The 19068-nt window shown below is 68.1% G+C and carries 14 protein-coding genes; 5 read left to right on the forward strand and 9 right to left on the reverse strand.

What is annotated here, in order from left to right; translation table 11 throughout:
- Positions 1-59: 59 nt before the first annotated feature.
- Positions 60-1262 carry a PQQ-binding-like beta-propeller repeat protein gene (locus tag NMQ09_RS08400; RefSeq protein WP_255194142.1) on the forward strand — a complete coding sequence of 401 codons (1203 nt, stop codon included), beginning with the start codon at positions 60-62 and terminating at the stop codon, positions 1260-1262.
- Complete coding sequence (locus tag NMQ09_RS08405) at positions 1259-2056, forward strand: hypothetical protein (RefSeq protein ID WP_255194143.1); 798 nt, start codon at positions 1259-1261, stop codon at positions 2054-2056. Before NMQ09_RS08400 ends, NMQ09_RS08405 begins: the two co-directional genes overlap by 4 nt.
- Before the next feature lie 7 nt (positions 2057-2063).
- Here the strand turns inward: NMQ09_RS08405 and nucS are convergent, their stop codons facing one another.
- On the reverse strand, positions 2064-2843 hold the full coding sequence (gene nucS / locus NMQ09_RS08410; RefSeq protein ID WP_255194144.1) for an endonuclease NucS: 780 nt from the start codon (positions 2841-2843) through the stop codon (positions 2064-2066).
- Positions 2844-3004: 161 nt separating this feature from the next.
- Here nucS and NMQ09_RS08415 point away from each other — a divergent pair, with 161 nt between their 5' ends.
- Positions 3005-3562, forward strand: coding sequence for a hypothetical protein (locus NMQ09_RS08415; RefSeq protein WP_255194145.1), 558 nt, complete (start codon positions 3005-3007; stop codon positions 3560-3562).
- Between the two features lie 42 nt (positions 3563-3604).
- On the opposite strand, the gene NMQ09_RS08420 is transcribed toward NMQ09_RS08415, so the two are convergent.
- Positions 3605-4096, reverse strand: a complete 492-nt coding sequence (locus NMQ09_RS08420) for a DUF7984 family protein (protein ID WP_255194146.1) — start codon at positions 4094-4096, stop codon at positions 3605-3607.
- A 338-nt stretch (positions 4097-4434) separates the two neighbouring features.
- Between NMQ09_RS08420 and NMQ09_RS08425 the strand changes: the two genes are divergently transcribed.
- Positions 4435-6378, forward strand: a complete 1944-nt coding sequence (locus tag NMQ09_RS08425; RefSeq protein WP_255194147.1) for a beta-CASP ribonuclease aCPSF1 — start codon at positions 4435-4437, stop codon at positions 6376-6378.
- Positions 6379-6409: 31 nt separating this feature from the next.
- Here the strand turns inward: NMQ09_RS08425 and mutS are convergent, their stop codons facing one another.
- The 7 genes from mutS to NMQ09_RS08460 all read right to left on the reverse strand — a co-directional run bounded on the left by mutS (position 6410) and on the right by NMQ09_RS08460 (position 18218).
- Positions 6410-9052 (reverse strand): DNA mismatch repair protein MutS, encoded by a 2643-nt coding sequence (gene mutS, locus NMQ09_RS08430; protein ID WP_255194148.1) that lies wholly within the window; start codon positions 9050-9052, stop codon positions 6410-6412.
- Between the two features lie 199 nt (positions 9053-9251).
- Positions 9252-10733 (reverse strand): small ribosomal subunit Rsm22 family protein, encoded by a 1482-nt coding sequence (locus tag NMQ09_RS08435; RefSeq protein ID WP_255194149.1) that lies wholly within the window; start codon positions 10731-10733, stop codon positions 9252-9254.
- On the reverse strand, positions 10730-11500 hold the full coding sequence (locus NMQ09_RS08440) for a prephenate dehydrogenase/arogenate dehydrogenase family protein (RefSeq protein WP_255194150.1): 771 nt from the start codon (positions 11498-11500) through the stop codon (positions 10730-10732). The genes NMQ09_RS08435 and NMQ09_RS08440 overlap by 4 nt, the downstream gene beginning before the upstream one ends.
- Before the next feature lie 148 nt (positions 11501-11648).
- Complete coding sequence (locus tag NMQ09_RS08445; protein WP_255194151.1) at positions 11649-12575, reverse strand: Ig-like domain-containing protein; 927 nt, start codon at positions 12573-12575, stop codon at positions 11649-11651.
- Positions 12576-12629: 54 nt separating this feature from the next.
- Positions 12630-14324, reverse strand: coding sequence for a bacterio-opsin activator domain-containing protein (locus tag NMQ09_RS08450; RefSeq protein WP_255194152.1), 1695 nt, complete (start codon positions 14322-14324; stop codon positions 12630-12632).
- On the reverse strand, positions 14321-14785 hold the full coding sequence (locus NMQ09_RS08455) for a response regulator (protein WP_255194153.1): 465 nt from the start codon (positions 14783-14785) through the stop codon (positions 14321-14323). The genes NMQ09_RS08450 and NMQ09_RS08455 overlap by 4 nt, the downstream gene beginning before the upstream one ends.
- Complete coding sequence (locus NMQ09_RS08460) at positions 14778-18218, reverse strand: PAS domain S-box protein (protein WP_255194154.1); 3441 nt, start codon at positions 18216-18218, stop codon at positions 14778-14780. The genes NMQ09_RS08455 and NMQ09_RS08460 overlap by 8 nt, the downstream gene beginning before the upstream one ends.
- A gap of 236 nt (positions 18219-18454) precedes the next feature.
- Here NMQ09_RS08460 and NMQ09_RS08465 point away from each other — a divergent pair, with 236 nt between their 5' ends.
- Positions 18455-19057, forward strand: a complete 603-nt coding sequence (locus tag NMQ09_RS08465; protein WP_255194155.1) for an HdeD family acid-resistance protein — start codon at positions 18455-18457, stop codon at positions 19055-19057.
- The last annotated feature ends 11 nt before the right edge of the window (positions 19058-19068 follow it).

Below are 19068 nucleotides of genomic sequence, written 5' to 3' on the forward strand. Positions count from 1 at the left end.
GCCCTGCCCGGGATCGAGGATGAAAAAACGTATGCCACCTGACCTGATTGCTCCGGCATATGCCCTCCAGAAGAGACGTCCTCGCGGGGGTGGGAAGCACCCTCGCAGCCCTCGCCGCGGGCTGTACCGCCGCCGACGGCCGGACTCGAGGTGAGTCGATCGACTGGCCGATGGCTCGCTACGACGCCGCGGGGACTGGACACAGCCCCGACGCGTCGGGGCCGAAAGACGGCGTCCAGGTCGCGTGGGAGCGGGAACTCGACTCGTCGTTCATCGGCGTCACGCCGCCGATCCTCCTCGAGGGGACCCTCTACGCCGTCGGGAGAGCGATCGTCGCGCTCGAGGCCGAGACGGGCGAGGTTCGGTTCGTCCACGAGGGACCCTACCGCTCGAGTCCCGCGCGGGCCGACGCCTCGATCTACCGGACCGACACGCTCGCGGTGAGTTCGCCCGCTGGCGTCGCCGGCCTGAACGCCGGCGGCGGGATCGGGCTGGGACCGTTCGGCCGGATCGGCGTCGACCGCTGGCACGGCCCCGGCGAGCAGCCGGGTCGGAGCCCGCTGGGACCGCCGGACTCGCCACCGCCGGTCGCCGTCGACGACGCGATCTACGCCGCGGTCCCGGGAACCAACGACCTCGTCGCGCTCGAGGCGAACGACGGGACCGAACGGTGGCGTGTCTCCCACGGGGCCGGGACCGGCCTCTACCGTCCCGCCGTCCGGGACGGCACCGTCTACGCCGTCGGCTACGCGCGCGAGCTCGGCGCCTACGACGCTGAGACGGGCGAGAACCGGTGGCTCGAGGCGGTCGACGACCTGACGCCCCACCCACCCGCCGTGTCCGAGGACGCCGTCGTCGTGGCGGGTCGCCACTCCGTGACCTGCGTCGAGGCAGACGACGGGAGCGTCCGCTGGTCGTACGACCACGACGGCAACGCCCACCAGGACGCGGCCGCCGCCGTCGCCGACGGTCGGGTCTTCGCCGTCGACGGAGTTGGCTCGTTGCACGCGATCGACCTCGAGACCGGCGAGGCGGACTGGACCGCGCCGTTCGGCGGCGTCGCGTCGCCGGTCGTCGCCGACGGCGTCGTCTACCTCACCCGAGGGTCGATCCGGCCCGTCTCGGCGTTCGACGCCGAAACGGGTGAGAAACGCTGGGAGTACGTCGCCCAGCCGTTCACGTCGCAGCCGATCGTCGGCGACGGGCGCCTGTACCTCGTCTCGAACCGTCGCGTGATCGCCCTCGAGGAGGAGAGCCGATGACCGACGACGCGTTCGCCGGACGGGCGACGGGAGAGAACCGGAATCAGGGAATCACGGTCGGTGACACCCTCTCGGCGGCGCTCGCCCGTCTCCGGGACGATCCGCTCCTGGCCGTCCCATTCGCGCTCGCCGGCGTCGTCCTCTCGCTCCTCGACTGGCTTCGGGAACTGGACCCGATTCCGACGGTGGCCGCCGGCGGAGCCCGCGAGACGACGGTCGGCCTCGAGTTTCAGGGCTACCCGACGGGCGCGCCGGCGACCGCGCGACGGGTCGGCGCGCTGGTCGACCTCGAGACGCCGTCCCTGGGTTGGGCGGTCGGCCTCGAGTTCGTCGCCCTGCTCGCCGTCGCGGTCGCCGGCTGGTACACCATCGCCCGCGCCGCGGCCCTCGAGCGTACGGCGAGGGGGCTCGGGTCGTACGTCGGGTTCGTCGTCCTGGTCGTGGCGGCGGGTCGGTTGCTCGGCTCGATCGGCGACGTCACGCTCCCGGGGCTCGCCGGCCTGGTCGTCTTCTTGCTGGTGATCCTCGCGATCCTGGTCGCGTTCGCCCGACTCTTCCTCGCTCCCGGGCTCGCCGCCGCTGGATCGACGCCGCCGAGGGCGATTCGTCGAAGCGTCCGGCTCACCGGCGGTTCGACGGGGCCACTCGTCGTGCTGGTGCTCCTCTACGGACTCGCGGCGTGGCTCCTCGGAAGCGTTCCACAGGTCGGCGTGCTCGTGAGCAGCGCCGTCGTCGCGCCCGTCCACGCGCTCTCAATCGTCGTCGGCCTCGAGCGTCTCGAGTGGGAGCCGTGAGGCCCAGTCAGTCCCCGGCCGCGTCGGCCGTCGGCTCGAGGGCGACGAACTCGAGGCCGTGCTCGACGAGCAATCGGCTCGCCCGGTCGGTCACCGAGGGAGCGACCAGGATGCCACGAACCGTGGCCTCGGCGTGGAGGTCGCGCTCGACGGCGTCGACGTATCGGCGCAGCTGCCCGACCGCGTCCGGCCCGACCCGCCGGCGCTTGAGTTCGACGACGACCGTTCTCCCGTCGCCGTCCTCGCCGTAGAGGTCCACCGCACCCGCGGGCGTCTCGCGCTCGGTCGCCAGCGGCGTGAAGCCGGGCTCGAGCAGGCCGGGGTCCTCGAGCAGGCGCGTCTTGAGGTCTTCCTCGGTGCCGACGACGGAGAGCTCGCTCGAGTCCACCATCGCGTACGTCGACACCTGCTTGACGCGCTCGAAGCCGACGCGCAGCACCTCGTCGGGCGTCGAGCGCAGGCTCCGCAGCTGAAGTCGCCCGTCCTCGAGGAACGCCTCGTGTTCACACCCCGGCGGCTGCCAGTTGACGGGCTGTTGGCCCGCGTCGGTGTGGACCAGCGCTGCGCCGTCGGGTTTGAACAGCACGAGGCGGTCGCCGGCCTCGAGCGTGCTCGCCGCCCGCCCGTCGTACTCGACGGTACAGCGGCCGAAGACGGTCACGACTGCCTCGCGGTCGAACCCGTCGAGGATCGCCTCGCGGGCGGTTTCGGGCGTCGGTCGCTCGAGCGTGTGAACGCGCGAACCCTCGTCGGTGTTCGGATCGAACGCTCCGTCGCTACTCGTCACTGGGTCTTCGTACCGGTCCGAATGGCAAAAACCGTCCGACTGACCTCCGTCGAACGACGATGATGGTGAAACCACGGGTCAGTAGCCTCGTGGCGACAGTTTTTATCAGCGAGGAATGTCGGAAAGAGTTATTCGTCCGGATCCACTGCGATCGGGATACGATGGAACGTTTCCAGAACCGCCGTCGGTTCATGCAGCTCGCGACGGCCGGCGCCGCAGCCTCGATTGCCGGATGTGGCGACCTGCAACCGTCCGCGGACGACGACGTCGACCCTTCCACCGAGACCGATCCCGCCGAACTCGACGTCAGCGACACCGCGCTCACCGCGGTCGTCCAGCCCGACCAGGAGGAGCTCATGGCCATCCACGAGGAGGTTAGCCAGGAGGTCGAAGCGGGCGACCTCGACGAGATGGAGGCCCAGCAGGAGCTCCAGGCACGGCAGCTGGACCTGGTGCAGGAGCTCGCCGAGTCGTTCGAAGCGGACGCCGAGGACGCCGACGGGTACTCGATCGAGGAGTCCATGTCCGAGCAGGGAGCGTACCTCCTCGACGGCGACGCCGAGGCGATCGTCGCCGAGCTGAACGACGGCAGCCTGAGCGCCCTGCTCCCCGCCCAGGAGTTCGTGATCGCGTTCGAACGAGCACAGGCGCAGGCGACACAAGGAGCGCTGGAAGGGGAGTTAGAAGGGGAAGTAGCGGAAGAGTCCGACGACGAGTAACTGCCCGCCGTCGGATCGACCACTTTTGTCGTCTGACCGCTCTCACCGCTCTCGAGTCACCGCGAACGGGCTCTCACGCTCGGTCCACGCCCAGCCCGGGATCCGCTCTTGAAACCCGGCGGCGAGCGCCGCCTCGAGATCGTCGACGCCCGCGTTCTCCTCGTCGGGGCCGTGGACGTGGACGTCGGCGTAGTGGAAGGTCGCCTCGCCGAGCGTGCGCAGCGGCTGGGTGCCGGCAATCGTCGCGGCGAGTTCGCGCCCGAGGATCTCGTCGACGATGAAGCCCGGATAATCGCCCTCGACGTCGAGGTCGCGCAGGATGGCCACCATGGCGGCGACGTTGACCGCGAGGTCGCCGTCGGCGAACACCGCGTCGACCTCCGCTACGTACTGGGCCTCAGTCACGTGGGCGACGTCGGTCTCGAAGAGCTCCCCGAGGTCATCGCGGACGTCGTTGACGATCGGTACCACGCTGTCGGCACGGTCGGCCACCCAGTTTCGTTCGGCGGCGACGCGCTCCGGCGTGAGTTCCATATGGCTCCTTCGCGGCCGAAAACCCTCACGTTTGCGAAGGCTTTTATACCACGCGAGGAATAGCCTCGGGTAAGCGGGTTCTCCCTGGAATCTTCCCGCACGGACCAGGCCACGAACGACCTGGAAGCGTGTTCGTCACAGCACGGTTACTACCACACGATGATCCGGGACGAGAGACGAGACGTCAGACAGACTCACTTCCCACCGACGGCTGGTGTGCGAGTGGGTTCGCACTCGAGCTCGACAGGTCCCCGAGTCGTCGACGGCGTGGCGGACGCCGGCGTGACGAACGAGACGCGCCCCCGTGAGCGGGTCCACGCGAGTGAACTCTTGCGATTATGAGCACTGTAGAGCAGCAACTCGACGAACTGAAAGCAGAGATCACGAGCGAGTTACCGGGTCACATCTCGGTCTCGTCGGTGAAGTACGAAGGCCCCGAACTGGTCGTCTACACGCGCGATCCGAAGGAGTTCGCCCAGCAGGGCGACCTCATTCGACGGCTCGCGAGCAAACTCCGAAAGCGGATCACGGTTCGACCGGACCCGAGCGTCCTCTCACATCCCGACGAGGCGCGCGAGGAGATCATGGACGTCATCCCCGAGGAAGCCGGCGTCACGGACCTCGACTTCCACGCTGACACCGGCGAGGTCGTCATCGAGGCCGCAAAGCCAGGGATGGTGATCGGCCGCCACGGCTCGACCCTGCGTGAGATCACGAAGAACGTTGGCTGGACGCCCGAGGTCGTCCGCACGCCGCCGATCGAGTCTTCGACCGTCTCGAACGTTCGCAACTTCCTCAAACAGGAGCGCGACGAACGCCGGGACATACTCGAGAAGGTCGGCCGCCAGATCCACCGCCGGGAGATGTCCGACGACGAGTACGTCCGCATCACCACGCTGGGCTGCTGTCGAGAGGTCGGGCGCGCTTCGTTCATCCTCTCGACGCCCGAAACGCGCATCCTCATCGACTGCGGCGACAAGCCGGGTGCCGAAGGTGAGGTGCCGTACCTCCACGCACCCGAGGCCCTGGGCGCCGGCGCCCAGACCATCGACGCGGTCGTGCTCACCCACGCCCACCTCGACCACTCCGCGCTTATCCCACTGCTGTTCAAGTACGGCTACGACGGCCCCATCTACTGCACCGAACCTACCCGCGACCTGATGGGCCTGCTCACCCTCGACTACCTCGACGTCGCGGCCAAAGAGGGACGCACCCCGCCGTATGAGTCCGAGATGGTTCGCGAGGCGATCAAACACTGCATCCCGCTCGAGTACGGCGACGTCACCGACATCGCCCCCGACGTCAAGCTCACCTTCCACAACGCGGGTCACATTCTCGGCTCCGCCGTCTCCCACTTCCACATCGGTGACGGCCTCTACAACGTCGCCTTCTCCGGCGACATCCACTACAAGGACACCCGACTGTTCAACGGCGCCGTCAACGACTTCCCGCGCGTGGAGACGCTCGTCCTCGAGTCGACCTACGGCGGGCGCAACGACTACCAGACCGACCAGGAAGACTCCGAGCGAAAGCTCAAAGAGATCATCAAAGAGACCGCCGAGCGTGGCGGGAAGGTCCTCATCCCCGCCTTCGCAGTCGGTCGCTCTCAGGAGATCATGCTCGTCTTAGAGAAGGCGATGCGCGAGGGCGAAATCCCCTCGATGCCGGTCCACTTAGACGGGATGATCTGGGAGGCGACGGCGATCCATACCACGTATCCCGAGTATCTGCGTGACGATCTGCGCGACCGGATCTTCCACGAGGACGAGAACCCGTTCCTCGCCGACGAGTTCAACCACATCGACGGCGGCGAAGAGGAGCGCCAGGAGGTCGCCGACGGCGGTCCCTGTATCATCCTCTCGACCTCGGGGATGGTCACCGGCGGCCCGATCATGTCCTGGCTCGGCCACGTGGGCCCCGACCCGGACTCGACGCTCGTCTTCGTCGGCTACCAGGCCCAGGGGACCCTCGGCCGACGCATCCAGAGTGGCTGGGACGAGATCCCGACGAGCGAGGTCGGTCCCAGAAACCGTAACGGCAACGGCGGCGGCCGCGGCACCCTCTCGCTCAACCTCGACGTCGAGACCGTCGACGGCTTCTCCGGCCACGCCGACCGCGCTGGCCTCGAGAACTTCGTGAAGACCATGAACCCGCGTCCCGAGAAGGTGCTCTGCGTCCACGGCGACGAACGCTCCACCCAGGACCTCTCCTCTGCGCTCTACCACGAGTACAACATGCGCACGTTCGCGCCGAAGAACTTAGAGACGTTCCGGTTCCTCTAGTCGACCCCCGCCCCAGTCGTTCGTCGATTTACTACCGATCCTCGAGCAGTCGCTTCAGCCGATCGAGCTCCGCGAGCGCCTCGACTGGCGTCATGTGAGCGAGCTCGAGCGCGCGGAGTTCGGCCGCGACGTCGGTCGGGTCGTCGCCACCGTCGGCCGTCGCACTCGAGTCCGACGCGTCGTCGCGGTCGGCTCGCACGGTCGCCTCGAGCAGGTCCCGCGAACGCTCGATTACCGATTCGGGCAGGCCCGCGGTGGTGGCGACCTCGACGCCGTAGGAGCCCTCGGCCGCGCCGGGGACGAGCTCGTGGTCGAAGGTGACCGCGCCGTCGACCTCGGTCGCCTCGAAGTGGCAGTTGACGGCGGCCTCGAGCTCGTCGGCGAGCTCGGTCAGGGGGTGGTGGTGGGTGGCAAAGAGTGTGAGTGCGCCCACCTCGTCGTGGAGGTGTTCGGCCATCGCCCGGGCGATGGCCATCCCGTCTGCGGTCGACGTCCCGCGTCCGACCTCGTCGAGCAAGACGAGCGAGTGTTCGTCAGCCCCCTCGAGGATCGTCGCGAGTTCGTCCATCTCGACCATGAACGTCGAGCGGCCGCCGGCGATGTCGTCGCTCGCGCCGACGCGGGTGAAGATCCGGTCGACGGGTGTGAGCGTGGTGGCGCGGGCGGGGACGAAACTGCCGAGCTGCGCGAGCAGCACGATCAGGGCGACCTGGCGCATGTACGTCGACTTCCCGGACATGTTCGGCCCCGTGACGATGGCGAGGCGCCGGTCGTTCGAGAGGCGGGCATCGTTGGGGACGAACGACGACTGGGAGCGTTCGACGACCGGGTGGCGACCGCCCTCGACGTGGATCCGAGCGCCGTCGCCGCGCTCGAGGAGCTCGGGTCGGCAGTAGTCGTACTGGGCGGCAACCGTCGCGAGTGAGACGAACGCGTCGAGGCTGGCGAGCGCGTCGGCGAGCGCCTGGACGCGCTCGACCTCGGCGCCGACTCGACGGCGCACCTCGCGGAAGCGGTCGTACTCCCGCCGGTCGGCTCGCTCCTCGGAACTGACGATCTCGTCCTCCCGGGACTTGAGTTCGGGCGTGACGAACCGTTCTGCGTTCTTCAGCGTTTGACGACGCTCGTAGTCGCCGGGAACGGACTCGAGGTTCGGCTTGGTCACCTCGATGTAGTAGCCGTGGACCGAGTTGTAGCCGACCTTGAGCGAGTTGATCCCCGTGCGCTCGCGCTCGCGTGCCTCGAGCTCGTCGATCCAGCGCTTCCCGTCGCGGGCGGTCTCCCGGAGTGCGTCGAGGTCCTCGTCGTAGCCTTCGGCGATGATTCCGCCCTCGGTGAGCTCGATCGGCGGCGCCTCGACGATCGCCCGGTCGATCAGCTCGCGGACGTCGGCGAGCGGATCGAGTTCGTCGTAGAGCTCGGTTAGCCGGTCCGACTCGGCGAACTCGAGCTCCGTCCGGACGTCGGGGACGACCGCGAGCGTGTCGTGCAGCGATCGGAGGTCGCGGGCGGTCGCCCGTTCGCGCGAGATTCGGCCGATGAGCCGCTCGAGGTCGTAGACGTCCCGGAGCAGTTCGTGGAGCGCCTCGCGGCTCCCGACCGCCGTCGTCAGCTCCTCGACGGCGTCCAGTCGATCCTCGATCTCGGCGGGATCGCGCAACGGCCGTCGGAGCCAGTCGCTGAGTGTTCGACTCCCCAGCGCGCTGGCGGTTTCGTCGAGGACACCGACGAGCGTCGCCTCCTCGGTGGCGCCGACCGCTCGCGGCTCGAACAGCTCGAGGCTGCGCAGGGCGACGGCGTCGAGCAGCAGGTACTCCCGGGGATCGTAGCGGGTGAGGTGGGTGAGATACTCGAGTCGCGGTCCGTCTCTCGCTCTCTCGCCGCCGTCGTCGGGCTCGTCGACGTCCTCGGCATCGACGCCGCCGCGGGCGTACTCGGCGTAGGAGAGAAGCGCCCCGCAGGCGCGAATCTCCGCCTCGCTCGCGAGCCGCGCGTCGGGATCGCCGAAGTAGGTCGCGACGAGTTCAGACGCCCGCTCGAGCTCGAACGCCGCCCGGTCGTAGGGCGTCACCAGCACGTCCTCCGGGAGCAACTCGCTCGAGACGGCTGGGCCGAGGATCGCTTCCGCGGGGGAAAAGCGGCTCACCTCGTCGGCGATCGACTCGGCCCGGGTCGAACTCGTCGCGAGGAAGTCACCCGTCGAGACGTCGAGCAGGGCGAGCCCGCGTTCGTCGCCGTCGCGGGCCAGCGCCGCGACGAAGTTGTTGTCGGCGCCCGCGAGCAGTTCGTCCTCGGTGAGCGTTCCGGGGGTGACCACCCGCGTCACCGCCCGCTCGACGACGCCCGTCGCCTCTTCGGGGTCTTCGACCTGGTCGGCGATCGCCACGCGGTAGCCCGCCTCGAGCAACCCCTCGACGTAGGAGGCCACGTTGTCGATCGGGATCCCCGTCATCGGGTAGGTGCCCGTCGAATCTTCGCGTTTGGTGAGCGTCAACTCGAGCAGGCGGGCGGTCCGCTCGGCGGCGCCACAGAACGTCTCGTAGAAGTCGCCGACCTGGAAGAGCACGAGCGCGTCGTCGTAGCGCGCACAGAGGTCGTGGTACTGGGCCATCATCGGCGTGAGCTCCTCGCGTTTCTCGGCCATCTCCTCGGGAGGTCCCAGCGCCGGATCCATGGTCGTTAGCCGAAACTCGAGGCGGAAATAGTTGCTGATCGACCGGGATCGAGTGGCCAGAAAGTGGGGGGCGGCTCCCGGGCAGCGTCGAAGCGGTGGACTTCGGCGCCATCCGCGTCCGCTCGAGTCGTTCCTGGCCTCTCGACTCGTCCCGTCGGTACCGTCGTTCTCGTCGACGAATCCGACGGGGCGACACGACCTAGGTGAGTCGATCGACGACCGTCTCCTCGTCGACGACGAGGTTGTACGCCCCCTCGTCGTCGTTCCAGAGGGCGAGTGCCCCTTCGAACGCGAGGACGTCGCCGTAGTCGGCCTCGAACAGCGGTCGGTTCAGCGCGGTCTCGTTCGTCACCACGGCGTAGTGGTCAACCGCCTCGCTGCCGTCGGTGATCTTGAACAGCGGGTTCGCGTCGGGATTGTCGGTCAGCGACCGGCTGAACTTCGCCGCGACGAGGTCGATCCGGTTCGTGACGTGGCGCTCCATCTCGGCCAGCTTCGCCCATCGGCCCGGGTCGAGCTCGAGGTCGATCCGTCGGGTGCCGTCGAGCCGGAGGATCGAGTAGGAGAACTGGACGTCGACGTTGCGAAACTCCCCCGGTGTGTGCTCGGCGTCGGCCGCCGCCTCCTCGAGTCGGCGCTGGAACGGCGGCACCTCGAGGTCGGGGCGGACGTCGAACGACCAGCCACGGTCGGCGGGCGTCTCACCCGGCCAGAGCCGGACGGCAGGACTGTAGATCGTCACCTGGCCGGGCTCGAGTTCGTCGGTCTCGTCCCCGGCCCCGGCAGCGCCGCCGCGCGGGGCGATTCGCTCGCCTTCGACCGCGCGCTCGAGGTCGCGCAGCTGGATGCTGGTGTGTTTGTCGGCGGGGGCCATCGCCAGCAGCGAGCCGTCGGGAGCGAGGGTCTCGAGACAGGATCGGAGGACGGCCTCGGGATCCTCGAGTTCGCTGAGGACGTTGCAGACGAGGACGAGGTCGAACGGCTCGTCGTCGGTTCCGAACTCGAACGCCTCGACAGTCGTCCGGTGGATCGTCGGGTGGACGTTGCGTCCCGTCTCCGCGAGCAGTTTCTCGAGTACGTCCGCCGCGGCGCTCGGCTCGACGGCGTGGTACTCGAGCAGGGCGTCCTCGGGTAGGTAGTCACAGAGTCCAAGCGCCGGTCCCCCGACGCCGGCGCCGACGTCGAGCACGCGCAGGCGCCGACCCAGCAGCCCGCGTTCGGCGAGGTCGGTGAGGGCGTACTGGACGGCGGCGTAGTAGCCCGGCAGGTGGTAGATCGCGTAGCCGGCGGCTACGTCGTCGTCGTACTCGACGGGCCGTCCCTCGAGGTAGCTGGCCTTGAACCGGCGGATGGTCGAACGAAGTAGGTTGCCCGAGGCCCCGTCGTACCACGTCGGACCGTACCGGTCGGCGAGCAGCTCCTCGAGCCGGTTCGCGTAGTCGGCGGGGAACCGTTCGACGGGTAGCTCCCGTGGCCTGACGGGGTCGTCGGCGACGGGGACGAAGGTGCCGTCGGCGCGCTCGAGCAACCCGAGGTCGAACGCCTCCTCGCGTAAGAGCTGGCGAACCACGGCGGGGTGTGGCGTACCGTCGACGTACTCGTGGATCTCCTCGGGATCGATCGGCCTGACGTTGCGCAGGTACTTCGCGTTCGATCGGACGGCCTCGCGGTGGTCCGTCACGCGTCGTCACCCCCGCTCGAGTCGTGCCGACTGCCCTCCCAACGCGTCGCAGCCTCGCGGTACAGCGACTCGAACCCGTCGGCGTCGGCGTCGGCGAGGCGTTCGGCGGCGTTGGCGACCGCCTCGACCCCGTCGAACGTCTCCTGAATGTCGGCGTACACCCGCGGCGTCCCGCCGGTCACCGTCTCGACGAGGTCGGAGAGCCCATCGTAAATCGGCGTCTCGAACCCCTCCGGGGCGGGGTCGGCGGCGAGCGCAAAGGAGAGGACGGCCGCGTGGGCGGCCGCCTGTACGGACTCCATCGCCTCGTCGTGTTCGGCCGCGGTCGTCTCCACCAGGTCGTTTCCCCGCTCCTCGAGCGCTTCCAGTAGCGCTGCCGAGACCGGCCCCGGCGAGTCCTCGACGACGGCGATCGATCCGGGCGCACGCTCGGGAGCGAACAGCGGGTGGAGGCTGACCCGTTCGCGCGCTGGGGCGTGTTCGGCCATCGCCTCGAGCGCCGGCCCCATCACGCCCGAGACGTCGAGCACCGCCTCCTGTGCCCGCGGTGCGTGTTCGGCGATCGCCGTCGCGACGTAGCGCATCGGGACGGCCAGACAGACCGCGTCGAACCGCTCGTCGCCCTCGAGCGGGACGGCGCGGCCGCCGATCGCCTCGGCCGCCTCCGTCGCGGCTTCCTCGTCGATGTCGGCGAAGGTGACCGTGGCATCGACGGCGTCCCCGAACCACCGTCCCACGTCCCCCGCGCCGACGACCAGTACGTCCATCGACCCACCGTACCAGTCGCCGTTTCAAAAGGCGTTCGGTCGTCTCGGGCGCGCCGACGCGGCCCGGTCAGTGGGTGTCGTCCTCGAGCTGGCGGAGCCGTCGGCAGTGACCGGCCACGCCTTCGGCCGTCATCGTGGTCGGCGACGATCAGGCGACGTCCTCGCTGATCCACAGCTCGCCGTCGGGTTCGATGGTGACGAACGCGTCGAACACCTCGTCGTACACCGTCCACCGATACCGTTCGGCCACGTCGTCGCGACGCACGACGATCTCGTACTCGCCGCTGTACTCGGCGACCGCCTCGAGTTCGACCGTCGAGCCTGGCTCGACCGTGTACTCGTCGTCCACCAGTTCCTCGCCGTCGCGCGTCACGACGACCTCTACGGTGTGCGGTTCGTCGTGCAGGTTTTCGACGACCAGATCACGCGGCGGCTCGAGGGGTTCCGGCTCGTCGGTCCCGTCGTCGCGTTCGGACTCGTCCTCGCCGATCTCGACCGGATCCGCGTCCGGGGTCGCGCCGACGAAGACGCCGGCCGCCCGTTCCGGCGCGGGCCGGTCGTCGTCGGTGACCCGGATCACGACGCTGTGGTGGTGGTCGACGGCGGGATACTCCTGGCCGTCCTCCCGGCGATCCGTCTCGCACAGGTAGACGACGACGGTCTCGTCGTCGGGTCGTTCGACGCCCTCAACGGTGAGCGAAAAGCCGTGGGTGAGCCAGTGTTCGGCGACGACGAGGGACGACTCGTCGTAGTCGGTCGTCTCGAGGAACGCGCGTTCCTCCTCGGCCAGTCGCTCGAGGTCGACCAGCTCTTCGGCGTCCGTCGCCGACCGGAGCAGTACCAGGTGCGGTTCGGCGGCCGGCGGCGCTTCCGTCTCGAGCCAGCCCGGCTCGTCGACGACGGCCGTCTCCTCGTACGCTACCGTGTTTGCACCTGCGTCGGGTCGAACGCAGTGATCCGTGTCAGTCGACTCCCCGTTCTCGTCGTCGCTGGATTCCGGATCTCCGGAGAGACAGCCAGCGCCGAGGAGGGCGACGGCGGAGCCAGTTCCGGCGAGCAGCGTCCGACGGTTCATACGTGACGTCCCAGAGCGATCGGTATCTGTCTTCGGGGAGGTGAACGAACGATTTCACCGATCGAAGACGGTGTCGAAGAACTTCCGCTCGGCGGCCCGGAGGTGCTGGGTGAACGTCGCGGGGGAGATGCCGAGTCGGTCGGCGACCTCCTCGCCGGTGCTCGCGCGCGGCCAGTCGAAGTAGCCCGCGAAGACGGCCGTCTCGAGCGCCTCTCGCTGTTTCTCGGTGAGCTCGCGCTCGAGCAGCGCGTCGTACTCCGGCCGGTCGTCGTCGGATCGATCGGCGGTGCGCTGGGCGACGAAACTTGCGGCGGGACACTCCGCTTCCACCACGTCGATCAGTCGGCGCGCGTCGGTTCCGTGGGGGAGGTCGACGACGATGCGCATGTCGCCGTCGTCGATCGACGTGGACGTCACCTGGCCGCCGTGGCCCGCGAGTGCGTCGACGAGAGAGACACCGCTCGTGGTCCGGGCCTCGAACTCGTACTCGCCGTAGCCGCTGGTAATGGCTCGAACGTCGTCGATCCACTCGACCTGGCTGGCCCGTTCGAAGAACTCCTCCCGGGGGAGCTCACTCGCCACGCCGTAGGCGAGGAGCGCGCCGTCGCGCTTTAGAATCCGATCGACGTGGATGTGTCCACCTTCGTCTCGCGAGAGCGCGGCCAACTCCTCGGCGACGCCCTCGAGCTGGAACTCGAGTTCGAGTGACGTGTCACTCACCAGCGCCTCCCGTCGCTCGATCGCGGCGATCGCGTGGCCGACGACGTCACCGAGCCCGTCGAGGACGTCGAGCTGGGAGCCGGTGAACGCGTTCGGTCGGCCAGCGTAGACGTTCAGGACGCCATAGAGGAGGTCGTCGTGGAGGATCGGGACGGACGCCGAGGAGCGGTAGCCGCGCTCCAGCGCCCGCTCACGCCACGGTTCGAACGACGCGTCCGACTGGATGTCGTGAGCGAGCTGGATCTCGTGCGTCCTGACCGCTCGTCCCGACGGCCCCTGACCGGTGGCCTCGTCGTCGACTGTGATGGTGACTGCCTCGAGGTAGCCCGCTTCGACCCCTGCCGACGCCGACGGAAGGATCTCGTTACCGCCGCGTTGCAGCTGGCCGATCCAGGCGAACCGGTAGCTGTCCGACTCGGCGAGTCGATCGCAGACGGCCTGCTCGAGCTCCTCCCGCGTCGACGTGGTGATGACGTCGTGGGTGATCGTCTGACTGATCTCGTTCAGCCGGTTGAGCGACTCCAGTTGTTTTCGCCGCCGCTCGCGGTCTCGCTCCTGTCGCGTCCGTTCGATCGAGTGGTGGATCGACCGGATCAATAGGTCGTCGGTCACCTCTCCTTTGACGAGGTAGTCCTGGGCGCCGCGCTCGATGGCTTCGATCCCGACGTCCTGATCGCGAACGCCCGTGAGGACGAGCACCGGTGTCCACTCGACGACCTCGAGCGACCGGGAGAGTGTCTCGAGTCCGGTGCTGTCCGGGAGGTTCAGGTCGAGGAGGACGACGTCGACGGAGTTCGACTCGAGGTGGTCGATGCCAGCCTCGAGTCGTGACGCTTGGACGAGGGTCGGCTTGCTTCCCGCGACGCCGGCGGATTCGACGCGCTGTGTCAGTTCGTCGGTGCGTCGAAGCATTTCCTCGATCAGGCGGGCGTCACCGGGGTTGTCCTCGACGAGGAGAACGTCGAGTCCCTCGCTCTCGTCCGTATCGTCCTGCGTCTCGACGCGGTCGGGAATCTCGTCGGTGCTCACGATTCGTTCCCCTCCGTTGGCAGTCGAACGACGCGGAACCAGAACGCTTCGAACGCCTTGACGGCGTCGATGAACTCGTCCGGATCGACCGGCTTCGTGAGGTAGGCGTTGGCGTGGAGTTCGTAGGACCTGACGACGTCCTCTTCGGCTTTCGAGCTTGTCAGCACGATCACCGGGATACACCGCAGCTCCGGATCGCCCTTGAGTTCCTCGAGCACCTCGTCGCCGTTCTTGCGTGGGAGGTTGAGGTCGAGCAGAATCAGGTCCGGGCGCGGGGCGTCCTCGTACGCCTCGCGCTGGGCGAGGAACTCGAGCGCTTCGTGGCCGTCGGTGACGACGTGGAGGTCGTTCTCGATTCGTCCCTGTTTGAACGCCTCCTTCGTGAGGCGGACGTCGCCGGGGTTGTCCTCGACGAGCAGTATCTGTGCCGGTTCGGATGACGTCGGTCGGATCTCAGACATGGTCGGTTGGAATGGCTGGCAGGGTGAACGAGACGGTCGATCCTACACCGGGTTCGGAGTCGACCCAGATCCGGCCGCCGTGTCGTTCGACGATTCGTTCACAGAGCGCGAGGCCGATGCCGGCACCCTCGTACTCCTCGACGCTGTGGAGACGGTTGAACACCTCGAAGATCCGGTCGGTCTGGTCGGGGTCGATGCCGATCCCCTCGTCCTCGACCGAGACGACCCACTCCGAGCCGCGCTCCTCGGCGAAGACGGTGACGCGCGGGGGGTCGTCGCCGGCGTACGTGATCGCGTTGTCGAGGACGTTCTGGAACAGCTGTCGAAGCTGCCCCGGATCGCCGTGGACGTGCGGGAGCGCATCCACGTCGACGACGGCGTCGCACTCGTCGACTTTCATCCCGAGGTCGGTCAAGACGTCCTCGACGACGTCCTCGAGGTCGACGGGCTCGAGCGGATCGCCACGCGTGTCGACCCGCGAGTACGCGAGGAGCCCGTCGATCATCTCCTGCATTCGGTCCGCGCCGTCGACGGCGAACTCGATGAACTCTCGGCCGTCCGAATCGAGCTCGTCGGCGTACCGGCGCTCGATCAGCGTGAGGTAGCTCGAGACCATCCGCAGGGGCTCCTGGAGGTCGTGGGAGGCGGCGTAGGCGAACTGTTCGAGTCGCTCGTTGGACTCCTCGAGTTTCCGCTGGTACTCCTTGCGCTCGGTGACGTCCTGCACCATGACCATCCCGGCGAACACCGCAGACTGTTCGTCACGTACAGGGACCGTGTGGACGAGCAACTCTCGGCCCGCGAGCGCTATCTCGAACGCGTTCTCCTCGCCCTCGAGGGCAGCGCGGAACTTCGGCTCGATCTCGGCGATAACGTCCTCCGAGTACCGATCGTGGATCGACGTCCCGATCACGTCGTCGCTGGTCATGTTGAGTTCATCGAGTAACTCTCCGCCGACGAGCGTGTACTGGAGATCCTCGTCGAACAGCCCGACGGCGCCGTTCGGGAAGTGATCGACCAGCGTCCGGTAGCGCCGTTCTGACTCCTCGAGCCGTCGCTGTCGCGCCCGGCGTTCGGAGATATCCCGGACGACGCCGATTCGCCTCCGTTCGCCGGACGCCTCGTCGACGTGGCTCGTGATCGTCGCTTCGGTCGGAACCCGCTCGCCGTCGGCCGTCTCGAGGTCGGCCTCGAGTTTCGTCTCGTCCGGCTCGGCTGCCAGTTGCCGGGCCCGTTCCATCACCGCCTCGTCGGCGACGAGCGAGCCGTGGGCCCCGAGGAGCTCCTCTCGGCTGTAGCCGGTCAGCTCAGTGTACGCCCGGTTGACCATCGTGAACCGGCCCTCGGCGTCGACCGTGTAGATGCCGTCGTCGACCGTCTCCACGATCGTCTCGTACTTCGAGAGCCGCCGTTCTCGCTCCTTTCGTTCGGTGACGTCCCGGGTGACGCCGACGCGGCCCGTCTCGGCGCCCAGCTCGAGGGGAACGAACTGATTCTGCACGGTTCGTGTCTCTCCGTCCGGCCCGTCGATCTCCGTTTCGAACTCCACCGCGTCGAGTTCGCCGTCGACGAGCTGTCGCCACTCCGCTTCGTCCGTGTCGACGAAGCGATCGCCGAAGAAGCGAGAGCCGTGGGAGCCGAGCAACTCCGCTCGCGTATGCCGGCTCATCGAGACGAACGCGTCGTTGACGAAGACGATCGTCCCCTCTCCGTCGGTGGCGTACACGCCGTCGTTCACCGTCTCGACCATCCGCTCGAATCGCTCTAACTGGCGCTCGCGCTCCTTTCGTTCGCTCACGTCCCGGAAGTACACCGACAGCCCCGTCTCGGAGGGGTAGGCGCTCACCTCGAGCCAGCCGTCCGCGACCGGCGAGTACGCCTCGAACGTGACCGACTCCTGGGTCGCCATCGCTCGCCGGTACTCCTCCTCGAAGCGCGATCCGACGGCGCTCGGGAACGCCTCCCAGACGCTCTCGCCGATCAGGTCGCGATCCTCGGCATCGAGGAGCTCCCTGGCGCGGTCGTTGATGTAGGTAACGTTCCAGTCCGTATCGAACGCGTTGAACGCGTCGGTGACGCGCTCGAGCGTCGTCTCGAGTCGGCGCTCGAGTCGCTTCTCCTCGGTAATGTCCTTGAGCGCGTACACCGCGCCGTCGAACCGGCCCTCGGCGTCGTAAAGCGGCGCACAGTGGGCCGTTATCCACACCCGTGTGCCGTCCGGGTGGTCGATGCCGATCACCTCGTCGTACACCGGTTCGCCGGTCTCCTGGACGATCGAGAACGGTAGCTCCGCACCCGACAGCGCCTCGCCCGACTCGTCGACGATGTTCCACCGATCGTCGTCGTGGACGTACGTCCGAAGTTCCTCGAGCGAGCGGCCCAGGATCGCCTCGGCGCGGTCGTTCGCGAAGACGTTCATCCCGTCGGCGTCGATGAGCGTGATGCCGACCGGGCTCGTCTCGAGGATCCGGTCTTTCAGGGCCCGTTCTGCGCGCAGTTGCTCCTCGGTCCGCTTCTGGTCGGTGACGTCCTTGAACGCGAGGATCACGCCCGTCACCTCGCCATCGGCGGATCGGAGCGGCCCGGCGTTGACCGAGAGCCAGACGCGGCCGCCGTCGGGATCGGCGACCCCCATTCTGAACCCGAGGGCCCGTTCTCCGTTCTCTACCACCCGCTTGGACGGGACCAGTTCGTCGGGGAGCGGCGCCCCCGACTCGTCGACGAACCCCCACCCGGGATCGTCGTTCGACATCGCCTCGATCGTCTCCCGGTCGCGCCGGAGGATCTCCGTGGCGCGCTCGTTGGCGGAGACGACCGCCCCGTCGGCGTCGAGGTGGAGGATGCCGACCGGGCTCGTCTCGACGATCCGATCCCTGAGCGCCCGTTCTTCCCTGAGCCGTCGGTTCTTCGCTTCGTTCTCGATCGCCGATGCGAGGAGATTGGCGACGCTCTGAACGAACGTGACGTCGGCCTCCGTGAACGTCCGTTGGTCGGTCGTATGGACGCCGAAGACACCCCACGGCTCCTCGATCGAGCCGACGACGACGTTGACGCCGCTCGTAACGTCGTGCTCGACGAGGACGTCCAGGCCGGAAACGCGTGACTCGTTCTCGAGGTCCTCGACCACGACCGGCGCTTCGGTGAGCAGCGTCTGCCCGGCCTGTGAGTCGGGACCTGTCGGAACCGTCGCCGAGCCGACGACCCCGCCGTCCCAGCCGACGCCCTGAACGAGTCGCAACTCCTCGCCCCCCGGCAACAGCTCGAGGATATTACAGTAGTCTGCCCCGAGCGTCTCGCGGACGGCCTCGGTCGTTTCGAACATGAATTCGTCGAGGTCACGGGACTCGAGCGCCCGTTTTCCGAGTTCGGCGACGACCTCCTGCTGTCGAACGCGGGCCTCGAGGTCGCCGTCCGCGTGGTTGGAGGTGGCCATTGAATTACCCCACCTGATGCGACGAGCACGGGTAAATGTGGCGCCGACCTCGCCACTGAATAACAGATTTGTGAAAAGCCGTCCGGGATCCTGACTGTCGGCAAGACCGGCTGACAGCCACGAACACGGGCGAGGGAGACGAGCCCGATTCCGGACCGGTCCGATTCGCTGACGTACTGTCAAACCGTGCAACTGTGTTATCCCCGTACACGCCCTCCCTACCCCTGGAGAACACAATGAGTTCGACAACTACCAACGGCGCGCAAGCAGTACCGTACAGCCTCGAGACGGGATGGCGAACGCTCGCGATGGCCGGCAGCGTGATCGGGCTGGTCGGCATCCTGGCGATCGCCTTCCCGCTCGCGACAGGGCTTTCGATCACCTACGGGATCGGCCTGCTGCTGGTCCTCGGCGGCGTCGTCCACGGCGCCCACGCGTTCACGGCGCGTGGCTGGCGGGGCTCGGTCTGGCAGCTCACCCTCGGCGCCGTCTCTGTGATCGCCGGCCTGCTCTTGCTCGTCAACCCGATCCTCGGACTGGCGAGCCTGACGCTGCTGGTGATTGCCTACCTGCTCGTCGACGGCGTCGCCGAACTGGCGACGAGCTACCGGATGGCCGGCCAGGCCGGCCGGGGCTGGGTCGCCGTCAGCGGCGCGATCTCGCTCGTGCTGGCCGCCCTCCTCTGGGCCGGCTTCCCGGCCGACGCGGCCTGGGCGATCGGACTGCTGGTCGGCGTGAGCCTGTTCGTGACCGGCTCCTCGATGGTCCTCGTGGCGTTCGCCGGTCGTGGCGTGGAAGAGGACGTGAGCCCGCCCACAGCCGAACCGCGCCGCACCTGAGTCGCGTCACA

It is taken from the genome of Natronobeatus ordinarius (genome assembly GCF_024362485.1).
GTDB lineage: Archaea > Halobacteriota > Halobacteria > Halobacteriales > Natrialbaceae > Natronobeatus > Natronobeatus ordinarius.

Bases quoted from the DNA above. Each gene is read 5' to 3' on its own strand.
- NMQ09_RS08440 (WP_255194150.1), bottom strand. From the start codon at position 11,500: ATGGACGTACTGGTCGTCGGCGCGGGGGACGTGGGACGGTGGTTCGGG.
- NMQ09_RS08425 (WP_255194147.1), top strand. From the start codon at position 4,435: ATGAGCACTGTAGAGCAGCAACTCGACGAACTGAAAGCAGAGATCACG.
- NMQ09_RS08405 (WP_255194143.1), top strand. From the start codon at position 1,259: ATGACCGACGACGCGTTCGCCGGACGGGCGACGGGAGAGAACCGGAAT.
- NMQ09_RS08460 (WP_255194154.1), bottom strand. From the start codon at position 18,218: ATGGCCACCTCCAACCACGCGGACGGCGACCTCGAGGCCCGCGTTCGA.
- NMQ09_RS08465 (WP_255194155.1), top strand. From the start codon at position 18,455: ATGAGTTCGACAACTACCAACGGCGCGCAAGCAGTACCGTACAGCCTC.
- mutS (WP_255194148.1), bottom strand. From the start codon at position 9,052: ATGGATCCGGCGCTGGGACCTCCCGAGGAGATGGCCGAGAAACGCGAG.
- NMQ09_RS08415 (WP_255194145.1), top strand. From the start codon at position 3,005: ATGGAACGTTTCCAGAACCGCCGTCGGTTCATGCAGCTCGCGACGGCC.
- NMQ09_RS08400 (WP_255194142.1), top strand. From the start codon at position 60: ATGCCCTCCAGAAGAGACGTCCTCGCGGGGGTGGGAAGCACCCTCGCA.
- NMQ09_RS08455 (WP_255194153.1), bottom strand. From the start codon at position 14,785: ATGTCTGAGATCCGACCGACGTCATCCGAACCGGCACAGATACTGCTC.
- NMQ09_RS08420 (WP_255194146.1), bottom strand. From the start codon at position 4,096: ATGGAACTCACGCCGGAGCGCGTCGCCGCCGAACGAAACTGGGTGGCC.
- NMQ09_RS08445 (WP_255194151.1), bottom strand. From the start codon at position 12,575: ATGAACCGTCGGACGCTGCTCGCCGGAACTGGCTCCGCCGTCGCCCTC.